The organism is Pseudomonas azerbaijanorientalis (assembly GCF_019139795.1).
Lineage (GTDB): Bacteria > Pseudomonadota > Gammaproteobacteria > Pseudomonadales > Pseudomonadaceae > Aquipseudomonas > Aquipseudomonas laurylsulfatiphila.
On sequence record NZ_CP077078.1, the window covers coordinates 1,151,323 to 1,167,539 of the forward strand.

Here is a 16,217-nt window from a genome sequence, read left to right on the forward strand (position 1 = left end):
CCTTGCCGGGCCCCTGAGGCTGTCGTGGCCTCCCCGGTTTTCAGGTCGAAACATGAACGATGATGACTCTCCCACCCGACCCCCACGATATCGAGCGTGATCAACAGCGCGGCGACCGTGCACATTTTCTCCAGGTGTTTCTCTCCCAGCGTTCGCAAATGGAAGCGCTGGTGAGTCGGCGTGTCGGTTGCAAGGCGACGGCAGCGGACCTGGTTCAGGACTTGTTCCTGCGGTTCTGGCGGCGGCCGCTGGTGCAAGTCGAGGAACTCAGTACCTACCTGTTGCGCTGCGCCGGCAACATCGCCATCGATCATTTGCGCAGTGAAGGCACGCGGGTGCGGGCCAGCGAAGGCATGCTGGTGGAATCACCGGACAGCCATGGCAGCGGACCGCAAGCGGCGCTGGAGGCGGGCAACGATCTGCGTCACGTCGAAGCCGCATTGCGCGCGTTACCGCAGCGCACGCGGCAGATCTTTTTGCTCAATCGCATTCACGGCCGTAAATACGCCGAGATCGCCAAGGCCATGGGCTTGTCCCAAAGTGCCGTCGAAAAACATATGATGCGCGCCCTCGAAGCCTGCAAGGCCAGCCTTCGGGACCCCGAACCGCGTACGCCAGGGAAAGCACCGTGAACCACTTCGAACGCGTCATCCCGACGCCCGCTCAGGAACAGCAAGCGCTGGCCTGGCTGAGTCTGTTGCATGACCAGCCCAGCAGTGCTGATCAGGCGACTTTCAGTCATTGGTTGCAGGCCGATCCCGCCCATGCCGAGGCCTATGCCCGGGCGCAGGTCTTGTGGGAGCTGAGCGAAGGACCGGCGCGCATGCTCGCCGATGAAGAAGCCCTGGCCTTGCAGAGGTATCTCAACGCCATGGACAAGTCTCGGCGCAGCACGGTCGGGCGTTGGTCCGGTGCGCTGGCGATGGCGGCGTGTCTGCTGTTGATGGTCAGTCTCGGTACAGGCTGGCAGCCCTCGCGCTGGATCGATGACCTGGGCGCGGACTTCGTTTCGGCACCGGGGGAAATCCGCACCGTCACCCTGGCCGATCAGTCGCAGGTGACACTGGATGCCGACAGTGCCATCGCCGTGGATTTCAGTCGCGGCGAGCGGCATGTGCAACTGCGTCGCGGCGCCGGGTTTTTCAACGTTACTCACAGCGGTGAGTCGTTTGTGGTGGACGCCGAGAAAGGCCAGGCACGGGTGCTGGGCACGCAGTTCGAAGTCCGTTTGCAACCTCGGGGGGCGCAGGTCACAGTGCTGTCCGGGCGAGTCGGGGTGACGGCGGACCAGGATGCCGAACAGCAAATCCTCACCGCCGGCCAGCAAGTCGCCTACGGCGAAGGCTCGGCACAAATACTCCACGCGGTGGACAGCGAAGCGCAGTTGGCATGGCGCCAGGGCTGGCTCAATTATTACAAGGCGACGCTGGCCGATGTGGTGCGGGATCTGGGGCGCTATTACCCCGGGCGGATTGTGTTGCTCAACGATGAACTGGCGGCACGCCGGGTCAGTGGCAGCTTCCCGAGCAGGGACCCGCAGGCGGTGTTGAGTTCGTTGCAGGGTGTGTTGGGGTTTGAGCAGCATCAGGTGTTGGGGCATCTGATTATTTTGCGTTGAAGCTGGCGGCCCCTTCGCGGGCAAGCCCGCTCCCACAGGTACTGAGTCGGTCACACGATTAGGGCAACACACAACCCTGTGGGAGCGGGCTTGCCCGCGAAGGGGCCAGTTCAAACACCACGTCACCCTGAATAAAAAATATTTTCAAATCGTTGTGAGGTAAACCCGATCGCCATCCGTGTAGTGACTGAAACTGCGAGTCATTCGCATCCGTTGCGGTTCTACACAGGTCATGAGTCATGAAGTCCAGGGCAAAATCGGGTTCGGTCAAACAATGGTTGGGTGTGTCTGCGTTGAGCTTTTCGGCATCGGTGTTGTTGCCGCTTGGCCTGGCGCTGGCCGCAGAGACGGGCAGCAGTCAGCCGCGTGCGCAGTTCAGTTTCTCGCTGGCCGCCAAACCGCTGCCCCAGGCCCTGAGTGATTTCAGTCGGGTAACCGGCATCAGCGTCGTTTATACCGATGAAGCGCCGTACGGCCTCAATGCGCCGGCGGTCAATGGACAGATGAGTGCCGAACAGGCCCTGCAACGTCTGCTCACCGGTTCGGGATTGACGTTCCGCCGCACCGACGGCCATACCATGGCGCTGGAACCGCAGCCGACTGAAGGTGCGTTGACACTGGGCGCGACCACTATCACCTCGGTGATGGATGAGTCCATGAGCTACCAGCCGCCGCCGACCTCTTCGGTGATGCGCTCTTCCGCCCCGATTCAGGACATCCCGCAGACCATCAATGTCGTCCCGGCCCAGGTGATCCGCGATCAGGCACCGCGCTATCTCGATGACGCCCTGGCCAACGTCAGCGGAATCACCCAGGCCAACACCCTGGGCAGCACCCAGGACTCGGTGATGGTTCGCGGTTTTGGGGACAACCGTAACGGCTCGATCATGCGCGACGGCATGCCGATCGTGCAGGGCCGCGGTCTCAACGCCAGCGTGGACCGGGTCGAAGTGCTCAAGGGCCCGGCCTCGTTGCTCTACGGCATCCAGGATCCGGGCGGCGTGGTCAACATGGTCAGCAAGAAGCCCGAACTTGAGCAATACAACGCGCTGACTGCGCGCGGTTCGAGCTATGACGACGGCAAGAACGGCAGCGGCGGCACTCTCGACAGCACCGGCGCCCTCGGCAATTCCGGGCTGGCCTACCGCATGGTGCTGGACTACGAAGACGAAGATTACTGGCGCAACTTCGGCGTGCATCGCGAAAGCCTGATTGCGCCGTCGCTGGCCTGGTACGGCGAAAGCACCCAGCTGCTGTTCGCCTATGAGCACCGCGAATTCCTCACGCCGTTCGACCGCGGTACGCTGATCGACCCGCGGACCAACCACCCGCTGGACATCTCGCGCAACGAGCGTCTCGACGAGCCGTTCAACAACATGGAAGGGCGTTCGGACCTCTATCACTTCGAGGCCGATCACGAACTCAACGACAACTGGAAAGCCCATTTCGGCTATAGCTGGAACCGCGAAACCTACGACGCCAGCCAGGTGCGAGTGACCGCCATCGACACAAAAAAGGGCACCCTGACCCGCAACATGGACGGCACGCAGAACGCGATCAGCACCGACCGATTCACCACCGCCAGCCTCGAAGGCAATGTGAATGTGCTCGGCATGCAGCACGACCTGCTGTTCGGCATCGATGACGAGTACCGCAAGATCTACCGCGAAGACCTGATCCGCCAGAAAAGCCTGACCACGTTCAGTTATGTCAATCCGGTCTATGGTCGGGAAGTGGCGGGCACCACCGTCAGTGCGCCCGACAGTGCGCAGACCGATGAACTGCGCAGCGATTCGGCCTTCCTGCAGGATTCCATCCACCTCAACGAGCAATGGATTCTGGTGGCCGGCGCGCGTTTCCAGGTTTATGACCAGTACGCCGGCAAAGGCGTGCCGTTCCACGCCAACACCGACAGCAACGGGCAGCAATGGGTGCCGCGCGCGGGCCTTGTGTACAAGTACACCGATGCCTTGTCGTTCTACGGCAGCTACACCGAATCGTTCAAACCCAACTCGACCATCGCGCCGTTGAGCGGCAGCAGTACGGTGCTTGACGGCGGCATCGCGCCGGAAGAAGCCAAGTCCTGGGAGTTGGGTGCCAAGCTTGATCTGCCGGGTCGCGTCACCGGCAACATCGCGCTGTTCGACATCAAGAAGCGCAATGTGCTGGTGGCCAACGCCGAAGGCCCGACCACGATCTACAGCGCTGCTGGCGAAGTGCGCTCCCGTGGCCTGGAAGTGGACTTGAGCGGTCAGCTCACCGATCGCTGGAGCATGATCGGCAGCTACGCCTACACCGATGCCGAAGTCACCGAAGACCCGGTTTACAAGGGTAATCAACTGCAAAACGTGGCGAAGAACAGCGGTTCGTTGTCGGCGGTCTATGACTTCGGCAGCGTCATTGGCGCTGATCAACTGCGGGTCGGCGCCGGAGCGCGTTATGTGGGTGAGCGCGCGGGTAACGCGGTGAACGATTTCGACCTGCCGAGCTACACCGTGGCCGATGCGTTCGCCACCTACGACACCCAGGTCGACGGACAGAGGGTCAAGTTCCAGCTCAACGTGAAGAACCTGTTCGACCGCACCTACTACACCTCGGCGGCGAGCCGGTTCTTTGTTTCCATGGGAGATTCGCGGCAGGTGACGCTGTCGAGCACCTTGGAGTTCTGACGACAGACCGCGTCATCGTTCTTCGCGAGCAGGCTCGCTCCCACAGGGAAAAGCAGTCCAAAGGTGGGAGCGAGCCTGCTCGCGATGGCGGCCTGAAAGGCGCCGAAGATCCCGGATCTAGCGCAAAAACGCCTGCCGATACTCACCGGGCGTCCCGCCAAGTGACTGGCGAAAGCGGTTAGTGAAGTGGCTGGCACTGGAGAAGCCGCAAGCCAGCGCAATCTCCCCCAGTGGCTGCGCCGTCGTGCGCAGCAATTCCCGCGCCCGGTTCATGCGCCGCGCCAGCAGGTACTGGTGGGGTGGCAAGCCGAAGCTTTCGCGGAACATCCGCGCGAAGTGGTACTCCGACAACGCGCACAACGCAGCCAACTGACCGAGGCTGATGGCCTCGTCCAGATGGCTGTTGATGTACTCCACCAGATGCCGACGCTGATGCGCGGCCAATCCACCTTTAAGGCGCAGGCCTTGTCGGGCGTTGACCTGGCTGAGCAGGGCATGGCTGAGCAGTTCGTGGGCCAGACTGCTGGTCAGCAGGCGTTCGCCCGGTTCGTCCCAGTTCAAGCTGATCAATTGCCGAAAGCGCAGCGCCTGCTGCGGGTCATCGAGAAAGGTCTGCTCGCGCAGCTGCATTTCCCGTGGCTCGCGATCAAGCAGGGTGACGCAGCCGAGGGCAAATTGTTCGGGGCTGAAATACAGGTGCGCCAGGCGAATGTCGCCGTTGATCACCCAGCCTGACTGGTGGTCGGCCGGCAGGATGCACAGTTTGTCCGGGGCGCCCTTGTTGCCGGGCTGATCGCGACGGAAGGTGCCGGTGCCGCCGGCTATGTAGCAGGACAACGTGTGGTGGCTGGGCGCTTCGTATTCCCGGGCGTCGTGGTGATTGCTCCACAAGGCTGCAGACAAGCCGTCACCCAGCTCGGCGCTGTGCTCCAGACGAGCATTCGGCGAGCGGTTGAGGGCTTGAAAGACTTGTAGGGTATCCAGTGCAGCCATGATCGTTGCTCTCTAACACCTGCATCCAACGCCCTGCATCCTACTCCGTAGACGTGCGCCTGCCAGCCTGTCGCCAGACAAAAGCGCAAGTTTATGCAAGTGCGTCCAGGCGTGGCGCCGGACACTGGGCACCTATCGAGGAGCCTTTGTCATGAACCTTTCTTTGTACCTGCTGACCGTGCTGATCTGGGGCACCACCTGGATTGCCTTGAAATGGCAGCTGGGCGTGGTGGCGATTCCCGTGTCGATCGTCTATCGCTTCGGCCTCGCCGCGCTGGTGCTGTTCGTGATCCTGTTGCTCAGTCGGCGCCTGCAAGTGATGAACCGTCGCGGACACCTGATTTGCCTGGCTCAGGGCTTGTGCCTGTTCTGCGTCAACTTCATGTGCTTCCTCACCGCGAGCCAGTGGATCCCCAGCGGTCTGGTGGCCGTCGTGTTTTCCACCGCCACCTTGTGGAATGCCCTCAACGCGCGGGTGTTCTTCGGTCAGAGAATCGCCCGCAACGTGCTGATGGGCGGTGCGCTGGGCCTGCTTGGGCTGGGCCTGCTGTTCTGGCCGGAACTGGCCGGGCATACCGCCAGCCCGGAAACCTTGCTCGGCCTTGGTCTGGCCCTGTGCGGCACCTTGTGTTTCTCGGCGGGCAACATGCTCTCAAGCCTGCAACAGAAGGCCGGTCTCAAGCCGCTGACCACCAATGCCTGGGGCATGGCCTACGGGGCGGCGATGCTCTCGGTGTGGTGTCTGGTCAAAGGCATTCCCTTCGACCTGGAAATGAGCGCGCGTTATATCGGCTCACTGTTGTATCTGGTGATTCCCGGGTCGGTGATCGGTTTTACCGCCTACCTGACGCTGGTCGGCCGCATGGGGCCGGAACGTGCTGCCTACTGCACTGTGCTGTTCCCTGTGGTGGCGCTAAATGTCTCGGCGTTCGCCGAGGGTTACCAGTGGACCGCTCCGGCAATGGCGGGGCTGGTGATGGTCATGTTGGGTAATGTGCTGGTGTTTCGCAAGCCCAAGGCAAGTGCCAGTCCGGTGGCGGGCAAGCTGGCCTGAAACTATTCAGGAATCCTTTGCCGCCAACAGATAAATAATGCCGAAGAACATGTATTCAATGTGAGTTTGTGCCCATTCAAAGGCGTTGGCCTGTTTGGAGTACTCTAAGTCAAACCATTCGTTTAGTATGATGATGTAGAAGGTCTGATACGCAAAAATGGCTGTAATAAAGCCGCTTATTGCGAATTTTTTGGCTTCGTGGAACTCACTGAGTGGTGCGTTGAGTTTACGGTAGAGTTGATAGACTCCAACTATGCAGCTGCATGTGAATATGGTCTCGAGTGTGATCAGTGCCCAGTAAAATCGGTGGTGAAACAGGGTTGAGCTGATGGCGCGGTATTGGCGGGAGTCATTGCCGGTGGTGTCGCTCATGCTGATGATTCGCCCGATATACTCAGCGTATGCAGCGTAGTCGGTAATATTGTTGAGAAGGGTCGTTATACCGAATAATGCCGCCATGAAGACAACTATTAATTTGCTCCGCCTTACCAGGCAGGCAGTGGTGAAATAGCTCATGCAGGATGATCTCCGAATGTACGATTGATGCGTTATTGTTTTTCGGAGTTTATAGATGTTTAGATGGTGTTGGGGGGGGAGTGCTTTGCGAGTTGTGTCGCTTGTTGTATGGGTTGGGTGGTAAGTTGTTTAAAAGGGGATGTTTTCCAGGCTTTATATAAAGTGGCACGCCGATTATGACGTGCCATTGTTTAATCAGGCTTTCCACACCTGCGGATTGACCAGATCCTGTGGCCGCTCGCCCAACAGGGCACTGCGCAAGTTGGCCAAGGCACGGTTGGCCATGGCATCGCGGGTCTCATGGGTGGCCGAGCCGATGTGCGGCAAGGTTACGGCGTTGTTCAGCTGGAACAGCGGTGACTCGGCCAGTGGTTCTTTTTCGTACACGTCCAGCCCGGCACCACGAATGCGCTTGTTTTGCAGCGCTTCGATCAGCGCCGGTTCATCCACCACCGGGCCACGGGCGATGTTCACCAATATCGCGCTCGGCTTCATCAGCGCCAGTTCGCGATGACTGATCAAGTGCCTGGTTTTCTCGCTGAGCGGCACCACCAGGCAGACGAAATCAGCTTCGGCCAGCAACTGATCGAGGCTGCGAAACTGCGCGCCGAGTTCCTGCTCCAGCCCGGTCTTGCGACTGTTGCCGCTGTAGATGACCGGCATGTTGAACCCCAGGCGACCACGTCGGGCGATGGCAGCACCGATATTGCCCATGCCGACGATCCCCAGGGTCTTGCCATGCACATCGCAACCGAACAGCTGCGCACCGACAGTGGCCTGCCATTGCCCGGCTTTGGTCCAGGCATCCAGTTCGGCGACGCGGCGTGCGCTGCTCATCAACAGCGCGAACGCCAGGTCGGCGGTGCTTTCGGTGAGCACATCCGGCGTGTTGGTCAGCATGATTGCACGTTCGTTGAAGTAGGCCAGGTCATAGTTGTCGTAGCCCACCGAGACGCTGGACACCACTTCCAGCCTGGCGGCGTTTTCCAGTTGGGCGCGGCCGAGTTTGCGCCCAACGCCGATCAGGCCGTGGGCGTGGGGCAGGGCTTCGTTGAACTGGGCGTTGATGTCGCCGTTTTTCGGGTTCGGCACGATGACGTCGAAATCCTGTTGCAGGTGTTCGACCATTACCGGGGTGATGCGGCTGAAAGCCAGGACAGTCTTTTTCATGAGAGGCGGGCTCGTCGGGCGGTGAAGAATGCTTAGCAAGCTACAAGTTTCAAGCGGCAAGCTGCAAGTTTAAAAGTCGCCCCCATCGTTTTTAACTTGCAGCTTGCCGCTTGAAGCTTGTCGCTGCCGTTCCGGTATACTGCCGCACTTCTTATACTGTGGCATGCGGCTCGCTCACCGGGCCCGACATTTCATGCATCACCCGGAGCTTTCATGACTTCCCCGAAACAACCGCCGGTCGCCGACGCCCAGAGCGACGTGCAGGCCGAGCTGCCAGTCAGCGTTGACTCCAGCACCGACAGCGAAGCCAAAGCCGGGATCCCGGCATTCAAGTTCCCGTTCAAGCCGGGCGAACTGGCGGCAGCCAAAGGCTCGAACCAGCCGTGGTACAAGAACGGCGCCAAGAACGGCCACACCAAGACGCCGGGCATGGCGCCGCCGGGGACTCGTCGGTCGATGGGTAAACGCTGAAGTTTCCAGTGCCTGGCCTGCCGTCTTCGCGAGCAGGCCAATGCTGGTAGCACAAGTTATTGATCAAACTGCCCGCAACGAAATGTGCGCCACTCAATTGACCTTGGCGGCCGGGCGGATGGAGTCCCATTCGGTGACGTACGCGGTTTTGCTCTTTTTGTTGTAGAGGCACAGCTCGGCGCCTTGTGCGCCTTTCATGTGCTTTTGCGGGTACTGGCCCTGGAGCAGGAGCGCGGTATAGCCAACCCGGTCATCGAACTGCGCGGCGTTGCCCACGGGTTTGGCGTCTTTCAGGCCGCTGGCCTTGGTGCAACTGGCGAGTACGGCTTTATCGTAGGCTGCCCAGGCGTCGGGGCTGGAGGCGCAGGCCTGAGAGGTGAGGGCGGTGAGGCTGAGAAAAGCCAGGGTGGCTGCTTTCATGGTTCAGGCGTCCTTGGATGTGCAATGGTCAAGGCTGGAGTATGCCTGAAGGTTTTGAGGCGGTTTTGCCGGCCTCTTCGCGGGCAAGCCCGCTCCCACACTGACCGAGTACGACCACAAATTCTGTGCACGACACATAACCCTGTGGGAGCGAGCCCGCTCGCGACTGCGGCGTATCAGTCCGGAACCGGCTCCCGGCGAACGGCACGCATCCCGACACTTTCATACAATCGCCGCGCCCAGTGGTTGTCTTCCAGCACCTTCAAATCCACATATCCTTCGCGCCGTTGCTGGAACACCTTGAACGCCTGCAACAACAAGGCACGTCCCAATCCTCGACCCTGAAACCGTGGATGCACCACCAGGTTCTTGATGTAGGCGCTGGTCCAGCACTGGCACACGCCAACAATGCCTTCGGCATCCCGGGCGATAAAGCACAGCGCCGGGTCATATTCCGGGTCGCTTTCGAACTGCCATTGCCACATGTCCAGCGCTGCCACGCGACCGCCACCTTCGAGGTAACCGAACTCCATCAACCGGTGCACGGCTGCGCCGATTTCGGGATGGTATTCGCTCAGTTGCAGGCCAGCTGGCCAATCGGGTGACGGCACGACTTCAGTGAGGTCGCGCCGCATCAGCCAGCAAAAATCCTCGGCCAAGGCTCAATATCCCTGTTCGGCGACAGCCTTGGCCGCAGTGATCAGGCACTGGGTCAATTCCGGCGAAGAGAACTTGGTCAGCACCGCGTTCGCCCCCGCCAGTCGTGCTTTCTCGGCGTTCATCGCACTGTCCAGCGACGTGTGCAGTAATACATAAAGATGCGCGAAGTCCGGGGTTTCCCGCAGGGTGCGGGTGAAGGCGTAGCCGTCCATCTCGGACATTTCGATGTCCGAGACGATCAGGTTGATCTGCTGCGCGGTGCCTTGCAGGTCCAGCAGACAGTCAATGGCTTCCTTGGCGCTGCGGGCGGTATGGCATTGCAGGCCAAGGTTACGCAAGGTGTGCACTGATTGCTGCAGGGCGACCTGGCTGTCGTCGACCACCAGGATGCGCGCGTTGCCGAGCAGTTCGGCGTCTTCCATGCTCAGTTCGGTCGGCGCCATTTCGATTTGTGCCGGGGCGATGCCGTGGATGACCTTTTCGATGTCCAGTACCTGCACCAGGGTGCCATCGACCGACGTCACGCCGGTGATGTAGGCGCGCAAACCACCGGAGCCGAAGGGCGGCGGGCGGATGTCGGTGGTCAGGCAATGGACGATCTTGCTCACGGCCTGAACGTGCAGGCCCTGCTTGGAGCGGCTGACATCGGTGACGATCAGGCAGCCGCCGTTCGGGTCTTCCAGCGGGCGCTCGCCAATGGCGCGGCTGAGGTCGATCACCGACAGCGATGCGCCGCGCAGGGTGGCGATGCCTTTGACATGGGGGTGTGACTCCGGCAGCCGGGTCAGCGGCGGGCAGGGAATGATCTCACTGACCTTGAGCAGGTTGATCGCCATCAGCTTGCCGCTGCGCAGGGTAAACAGCAGAAGCGAAAGTGAGTCTGCGCGGGCTTTGGTGGAGGACATATGAACCTTCTCTGGAAAAAGGTGACGGGCAATCCCGGGATTGCCATGACTTCGATGCCGGGTTATCGACTTGTCGGGGGCAGGCTTTAGGGTGAATGCCTATCTTGGGTCAAACACAGGACCATTGTGGCGAGGGGGCTTGCCCCCGTTCGGCCGCGAAGCGGTCGTAAATCCAGCGACTCGGTTTGATTGTTGGAAAGCTGGGGCCGCTCCGCGACCCAACGGGGGCAAGCCCCCTCGCCACAAGATTTCACTCGACACTGAAAAACACTATTTCATCCCTAACCGCTTGGCCATTCGCCCCAGGTTCGCCCGATCCAAGCCTAGCTCACGGGCCGCGCTTGCCCAGTTGTTGTTGTGCCGTTCCAGGCAGGCACCGATCATTTGACGCTGATAACGCTCGGTGGCCTCACGCAAATCGCCGGTCGGCGCTTGGGTGACGGTGGCGACAGGTTGCTCTGCAGCGGTTTCAACGCTGGCGTTGGGCAAGTCCAGGTCGGCGGCGCTCAGGCTGAGAATCTTCGGCCGTTCCTTGCAATTGCCCAAGGCTTTCAAGGCGCTGCGACCGATCAAATGTTCAAGCTCGCGCACATTGCCGGGCCAGTCGTAGGCCAAAAGCGCGGTCTGGGCGTCACTGTTCAGGCGCAGGCTGTTGAGGCCCATGCGCGAGCGGTTCTGCTCGAGGAAGTAACCACTGAGCAGCAGCACATCGCGCCCGCGATCGCGCAGGGCCGGCACCAGCAGCGGATAAACGCTGAGGCGATGGTAGAAGTCGGCACGGTAACGACCGCTGCGCACTTCCTCGGCGAGGTCGCGGTTGGTCGCCGCGATCAGGCGCACGTCGACCTGATGCTCCTGGTCCGAACCCAGTCGCTGCAATTGACCGCTCTGCAACACGCGCAACAGCTTGGCCTGCACGGTCAGCGACAACTCACCGACTTCATCGAGAAACAGCGTGCCGCCATTGGCCAGTTCGAACTTGCCACGACGGTCGTTCATCGCCCCGGTGAAAGCGCCGCGGACATGGCCGAACAACTCGCTTTCCACCAAGGTATCGGGCAATGCGGCGCAGTTGAGGCTGATGATCGGCTTGTCGGCGCGGGGCGAGGCAGCATGGATGGCCTGGGCCACCAACTCCTTGCCGACCCCGGTTTCGCCGGTGATCAGCACGGTCAGGTCGCTGCCGCCGACCAGGCTGATTTCTTCGACCAGACGCTTGTGGGCCTTGCTCTGGCCAATCAACTCGCGATTCTGCTGGCCGCTGGCCTGGCGGTAGACCTCGGCGCGCTGATGCTCATCTTCGACCCGGTTGTTCAATCGCTCGATGCGCTCGGCGGCGTTGACCGTGGCGGCCGCGAGGCTGGCGAAGGCTTGCAGGGCATCCAGTTCGATCGGTTCGAAACGCTCCGGATCGAGGGCGTCGAGGGTCAACAGACCCCATGGGCGCTCGTCGATGAACAAGGGGCAACCCATGCAGTCGTGGACTTCCAGATGATCATCCAGGCCATCGACCAGGCCGTCATAAGGATCAGGCAAGTCGCTGTCGGCAGCGAAACGGGTCGGGCCGGGGCTGCCGAGCAGCGCTGCGAAACGCGGGTGCTCACTGACCTTGAAACGCCGACCGAGGGTGTCGGTACTCAAGCCGTCGACGGCCAGTGGCACCAGCCATTCACCATCAAGGCGCAGCAGGGCGGCGGCATCGCACGGGAGCAAGGCGCGCATGGCTTCCAGCAGGCGGCGATAACGCTCGCCCTCGGGCAGCTCGCGGGACAGGTCGGAGACCAGGGGCAGCAAAGCGGTGAGCAGTGGTTTTGCAGTCATAGTGACTCCGTGTAGTCGGTATGACTATAAAGCAGGCAGTGTCGAAATGACTATTAAGTTATTAACTCATTGATTTTAAACGATTAAATAGTTGGCACGAAAGCTGATACGCATAGGGTAATCCGTTAGCAACCCAAGAAGACCAGGAGTCACCTTATGCTGAGCGCTCAAGACCGTGCCATCGTCAAATCCACCGTGCCGCTGCTCGAAAGCGGTGGTGAGGCGCTGATCACGCACTTCTACCGCATGATGCTCTCCGAATACCCGCAAGTGCGCCCGCTGTTCAACCAGGCCCACCAGGCCAGCGGTGACCAGCCGCGTGCCTTGGCCAACGGCGTATTGATGTATGCGCGTCATATCGATCAGCTCGACCAGTTGGGCGACCTGGTGGCCAAGATCATCAACAAGCACGTGGCCCTGCAGATCCTGCCTGAACACTATCCGATTGTCGGCAGCTGCCTGCTGCGGGCCATCGCCGAAGTACTGGGCGAAGAGATCGCCACCCCTGAAGTGATCGCGGCCTGGGGCGCGGCCTACGGCCAACTGGCGGACATCCTGATCGGTGCCGAAGCCAGCGTTTACGACCAAAAAGAACAGGCCCACGGCGGCTGGCGCGGGGCGCGGGAATTCATCGTGGTGGACAAGGTCCAGGAAAGCGCCGAGATCACTTCGTTCTACTTCGAACCTGTGGACAAAGGTCCGATCCTCGCGGCAGAACCCGGCCAGTACATCGGCATGAAACTGATCCTCGACGGTGAAGAGATCCGTCGTAACTACTCGCTGTCGGCGCTGGCGAACAAAGGCCAGTACCGCATCAGCGTCAAGCGTGAAGCCGGTGGTCGCGCCTCCAACTACCTGCATGACCAGATGCATGTCGGCGACAGCATCCAGTTGTTCCCGCCATCGGGCGAGTTCACCCTGACCGCCAGCGACAAACCATTGGTACTGATCAGCGGCGGCGTTGGCATCACCCCGACCCTGGCGATGCTCGAAGCGGCGCTGGAGACTCAGCGGCCGGTGCATTTCATCCACTGCGCGCGCAACGGCAGCGTGCATGCCTTCCGCGACTGGATCGATGGCCTGGCCGAGCGTCACCCGCAACTCAAGCGCTTCTACTGCTATTCCGAGGACGATGGCGTGAGCCCGGCGGCGCACAAGGTCGGTTTGTTGAGCCAGCAGCAGTTGAATGCATGGCTGCCGGAGCAGCGTGACCTGGATGTTTACTTCCTGGGGCCGAAAGGTTTCATGGCGTCCATCAAGCGCCATCTCAAGGCACTGGGTGTCCCGGAGAAGCAAAGCCGCTATGAGTTCTTCGGGCCGGCAGCGGCGCTGGAATAAGTGGTTGCGGCGACTCGGGGGACCGAGTCGCCTGCTTCGCGAGCAAGCCCGCTCCCACATTGGATCTTCGGCGAACACAAATTTTGTGAACGACACAGGTCCAATGTGGGAGCGGGCTTGCTCGCGAATGCCGCACTGCGGTCCTGAACTGAAAAAACGCTCGAAAGTTAATCCCTTCTTAACCGCCTTATCGTCTATTCCCTCGAATCCCCCTCACATGCTCCAGACTCTCAAAGGTCCGGGCCAGCGTGTAGACTGGCGGGCACTCGAATCTTGAAGGGAAACGCGATGAGCGATGAATCCATGCGGTTGGGGCGTGAACGGCGCTACCTGGTGTTGTTGGGCATCATTTGCCTGGCGTTGATCGGCGGCGCGCTGTACATGCAAATTGTCCTGGGCGAGGCGCCTTGCCCGCTGTGCATCCTGCAACGTTATGCGTTGCTGCTGATCGCGATCTTCGCCTTCATCGGCGCGGCCATGCGCAACCGTCGCAGCATCTCGGTGTTCGAAACCCTGGTGGTGATCTGCGCGTTGGCAGGTGCAGGCGTTGCCGGGCATCACGTTTATACGCAGTTCTATCCGGCGGTCAGCTGCGGCATCGATGTGTTGCAACCGATTGTCGATGATCTGCCGTTGGCGAAGATCTTCCCGCTGGGTTTCCAGGTCGATGGCTTCTGCTCCACGCCATACCCGCCGATCCTCGGTTTGTCGCTGGCGCAGTGGGCGCTGGTGGCGTTCGTACTGATCGTGGTGCTGGTGCCGCTGCTGACGTCGCGTAACCGCAAAGCGCTGCGCTGAGGTCATCTGCTGCTACGTATTGTCGGACAAAAAAGCCCCGTTCCTTGCACAGAGGAGCGGGGCTTTTTTTGTGTTGAGCAGCGCATTCCAGAGCCCAGGTAAAAAGACCCTGATGTGGGGCAGCCAAGGGTGCGACACATGTGCGACATGTTGTCACAGAGTCGGTGTCGCAGGGCGTTCATGGAAGCCGGATTGGCACATGGATTCGTAACGAAATTGGGCTGTTTTGCAGGCTCCCGTTTTTTTCCGTCCCGGACCCGAACAGGCAGTTTTAACAGGGGCTTACGATTGGCCGGAGTCCCCGTCATATCGGGCCTCTGGCAGGGTCAAGGGCACCAGGGCGGCATCCGATACTGTCTGAACTGTGGGCGGAAGACCTACTTATTTTGGTGTTTTTGTTGAGAATCAATTTCGATAAGATGCGCCACTTTTGCGAAAACGGTGAATGATTGTTGCCGGTTCGGATAAAAATTATTTCGGGATGAGACATGGTTTATAAAACGCTACATATCTACAATCGCCCGCACTGAATTCCCGACGCTGCTCAAATCTTAACCAGGTATGTGCAGGAACAGGGTGTCGAGAGGTCTGGTGGCTTCATGCGATGCCCAGGTGTCGGAGCCTCCAACTACCCGCACCAAATGGAATTGGTCTGTAACAAGGCCTTTGACCACGAATTCGAATAAGAACTCACCGCAGGCCCGGGATTTGTCGTACAGCGTCTGACGCACGACGGGCATGCCCTTATTCAATCCAAGAAAAATGCCAACCCTTGGCAGGGTGAAGTGTTGGCGATCAAAACCCAACTGCATTGCGCAAGCTGCTTTAGAGGTCGTGAGATGAGTAAAAACAGGTACCCCAGACTACTAGGCTTATTGCCGCTGATCGGCACGTTGTTGCTGTCAGGCTGCAACATGACCTTGCTCAATCCCAAGGGCCAGGTCGGTCTGGACGAGCGAAACCTGATCATCACCGCAACGCTGCTGATGCTGTTGGTCGTGGTTCCGGTCATCGTCATGACCTTCCTGTTCGCCTGGAAATACCGCGCGTCCAACACCAACGCCACCTACACCCCGAAATGGAACCACTCCACCAAGATCGAGATCGCGGTGTGGGCCGTTCCGGTGCTGATCATCATTGCCCTGGGTTACGTCACCTACAAGTCGACCCACGCTCTGGACCCGTACAAGCCACTGGAATCGGACGTGAAGCCTGTGACCATCGAAGTGGTCGCACTGGACTGGAAGTGGCTGTTCATCTACCCGGAACAAGGCATCGCCACGGTCAACAAGATCGTGTTCCCGGCGCACACCCCGATCAACTTCCGCATTACCTCTGACGCCGTGATGAACTCGTTCTTCATCCCTGCACTGGGTGGCCAGATCTACGCGATGGCGGGCATGCAGACCAAGCTGCACCTGATCGCCAACGAAAACGCTGAGATGGACGGTATCTCCGCCAACTACAGCGGCGCTGGTTTCACCGGCATGAAATTCAAAGCGATCGCAACGACTCAGGAAGAATTCGACGCCTGGGTAAGTGAAGTCAAAAAGGCACCTAAACAGCTTGAACAAGCTGAATACGCAGCCCTTGCCAAGCAGAGCCAGAACAACCCAGTCGAGCTCTACTCCTCGGTGACGCCGAACCTGTTCCAGACCATCGTCGACAAGTACGAAGGCATGAAACCGGGTCCGAAAGTGAAGCACGAGAAAGAAGAGAAAGAAGTGGCCGCTACGCAAGTAATGGACATGAACGCGCATTCAGCTGCCGGGGCAGAGGAGTAA

16 protein-coding genes are annotated in these 16,217 nt (G+C 60.0%); 8 read left to right on the plus strand and 8 right to left on the minus strand.

Annotated features, from left to right (window positions below):
* Window positions 1-59 precede the first annotated feature (59 nt).
* The 3 genes from KSS91_RS05025 (at window position 60) to KSS91_RS05035 (ending at window position 4,287) form a co-directional block, all read left to right on the plus strand.
* The gene (locus KSS91_RS05025; RefSeq protein WP_041474778.1) at window positions 60-632 is read left to right on the plus strand and encodes an RNA polymerase sigma factor; all 573 of its coding nucleotides are present in this window, start codon (window positions 60-62) and stop codon (window positions 630-632) included.
* On the plus strand, window positions 629-1,618 hold the full coding sequence (locus KSS91_RS05030; RefSeq protein WP_217837225.1) for a FecR family protein: 990 nt from the start codon (window positions 629-631) through the stop codon (window positions 1,616-1,618). Before KSS91_RS05025 ends, KSS91_RS05030 begins: the two co-directional genes overlap by 4 nt.
* 239 nt (window positions 1,619-1,857) lie before the next feature.
* On the plus strand, window positions 1,858-4,287 hold the full coding sequence (locus KSS91_RS05035; protein ID WP_217837226.1) for a TonB-dependent siderophore receptor: 2,430 nt from the start codon (window positions 1,858-1,860) through the stop codon (window positions 4,285-4,287).
* A gap of 117 nt (window positions 4,288-4,404) precedes the next feature.
* Here the strand turns inward: KSS91_RS05035 and KSS91_RS05040 are convergent, their stop codons facing one another.
* Window positions 4,405-5,280, minus strand: a complete 876-nt coding sequence (locus KSS91_RS05040) for an AraC family transcriptional regulator (RefSeq protein ID WP_217837227.1) — start codon at window positions 5,278-5,280, stop codon at window positions 4,405-4,407.
* A gap of 151 nt (window positions 5,281-5,431) precedes the next feature.
* On the opposite strand from KSS91_RS05040, the gene KSS91_RS05045 reads away from it, so the two are divergent.
* Window positions 5,432-6,334, plus strand: a complete 903-nt coding sequence (locus KSS91_RS05045) for a DMT family transporter (protein WP_095965844.1) — start codon at window positions 5,432-5,434, stop codon at window positions 6,332-6,334.
* Between the two features lie 6 nt (window positions 6,335-6,340).
* Here KSS91_RS05045 and KSS91_RS05050 read toward each other — a convergent pair whose 3' ends face one another.
* Together KSS91_RS05050 and KSS91_RS05055 are read right to left on the minus strand one after the other, a co-directional pair.
* The gene (locus tag KSS91_RS05050; RefSeq protein WP_217837228.1) at window positions 6,341-6,850 is read right to left on the minus strand and encodes a DUF2165 family protein; all 510 of its coding nucleotides are present in this window, start codon (window positions 6,848-6,850) and stop codon (window positions 6,341-6,343) included.
* A gap of 195 nt (window positions 6,851-7,045) precedes the next feature.
* Window positions 7,046-8,020, minus strand: a complete 975-nt coding sequence (locus tag KSS91_RS05055; protein WP_217837229.1) for a 2-hydroxyacid dehydrogenase — start codon at window positions 8,018-8,020, stop codon at window positions 7,046-7,048.
* A gap of 213 nt (window positions 8,021-8,233) precedes the next feature.
* On the opposite strand from KSS91_RS05055, the gene KSS91_RS05060 reads away from it, so the two are divergent.
* Window positions 8,234-8,491, plus strand: a complete 258-nt coding sequence (locus tag KSS91_RS05060) for a hypothetical protein (RefSeq protein WP_015093550.1) — start codon at window positions 8,234-8,236, stop codon at window positions 8,489-8,491.
* A gap of 93 nt (window positions 8,492-8,584) precedes the next feature.
* Here the strand turns inward: KSS91_RS05060 and KSS91_RS05065 are convergent, their stop codons facing one another.
* From KSS91_RS05065 to norR, 4 genes are all read right to left on the minus strand, one after another.
* On the minus strand, window positions 8,585-8,911 hold the full coding sequence (locus KSS91_RS05065) for a hypothetical protein (protein WP_217837230.1): 327 nt from the start codon (window positions 8,909-8,911) through the stop codon (window positions 8,585-8,587).
* Window positions 8,912-9,087: 176 nt separating this feature from the next.
* Window positions 9,088-9,546, minus strand: coding sequence for a GNAT family N-acetyltransferase (locus tag KSS91_RS05070; protein ID WP_217838364.1), 459 nt, complete (start codon window positions 9,544-9,546; stop codon window positions 9,088-9,090).
* A 27-nt stretch (window positions 9,547-9,573) separates the two neighbouring features.
* Complete coding sequence (locus tag KSS91_RS05075) at window positions 9,574-10,476, minus strand: chemotaxis protein CheV (protein ID WP_007970363.1); 903 nt, start codon at window positions 10,474-10,476, stop codon at window positions 9,574-9,576.
* Window positions 10,477-10,746: 270 nt separating this feature from the next.
* Window positions 10,747-12,297 (minus strand): nitric oxide reductase transcriptional regulator NorR, encoded by a 1,551-nt coding sequence (gene norR / locus KSS91_RS05080; RefSeq protein ID WP_217837231.1) that lies wholly within the window; start codon window positions 12,295-12,297, stop codon window positions 10,747-10,749.
* 156 nt (window positions 12,298-12,453) lie between these two features.
* Here norR and hmpA point away from each other — a divergent pair, with 156 nt between their 5' ends.
* Both hmpA and KSS91_RS05090 read left to right on the plus strand, forming a co-directional pair.
* Window positions 12,454-13,635, plus strand: coding sequence for an NO-inducible flavohemoprotein (gene hmpA, locus KSS91_RS05085; protein ID WP_217837232.1), 1,182 nt, complete (start codon window positions 12,454-12,456; stop codon window positions 13,633-13,635).
* 288 nt (window positions 13,636-13,923) lie between these two features.
* Window positions 13,924-14,433, plus strand: a complete 510-nt coding sequence (locus tag KSS91_RS05090) for a disulfide bond formation protein B (RefSeq protein WP_217837233.1) — start codon at window positions 13,924-13,926, stop codon at window positions 14,431-14,433.
* Between the two features lie 551 nt (window positions 14,434-14,984).
* On the opposite strand, the gene KSS91_RS05095 is transcribed toward KSS91_RS05090, so the two are convergent.
* Complete coding sequence (locus KSS91_RS05095) at window positions 14,985-15,245, minus strand: hypothetical protein (RefSeq protein ID WP_041474780.1); 261 nt, start codon at window positions 15,243-15,245, stop codon at window positions 14,985-14,987.
* Between the two features lie 27 nt (window positions 15,246-15,272).
* On the opposite strand from KSS91_RS05095, the gene cyoA reads away from it, so the two are divergent.
* A complete protein-coding gene (cyoA, locus tag KSS91_RS05100; protein WP_217837234.1) occupies window positions 15,273-16,217 on the plus strand; it encodes a ubiquinol oxidase subunit II in 945 nt (314 codons plus the stop codon).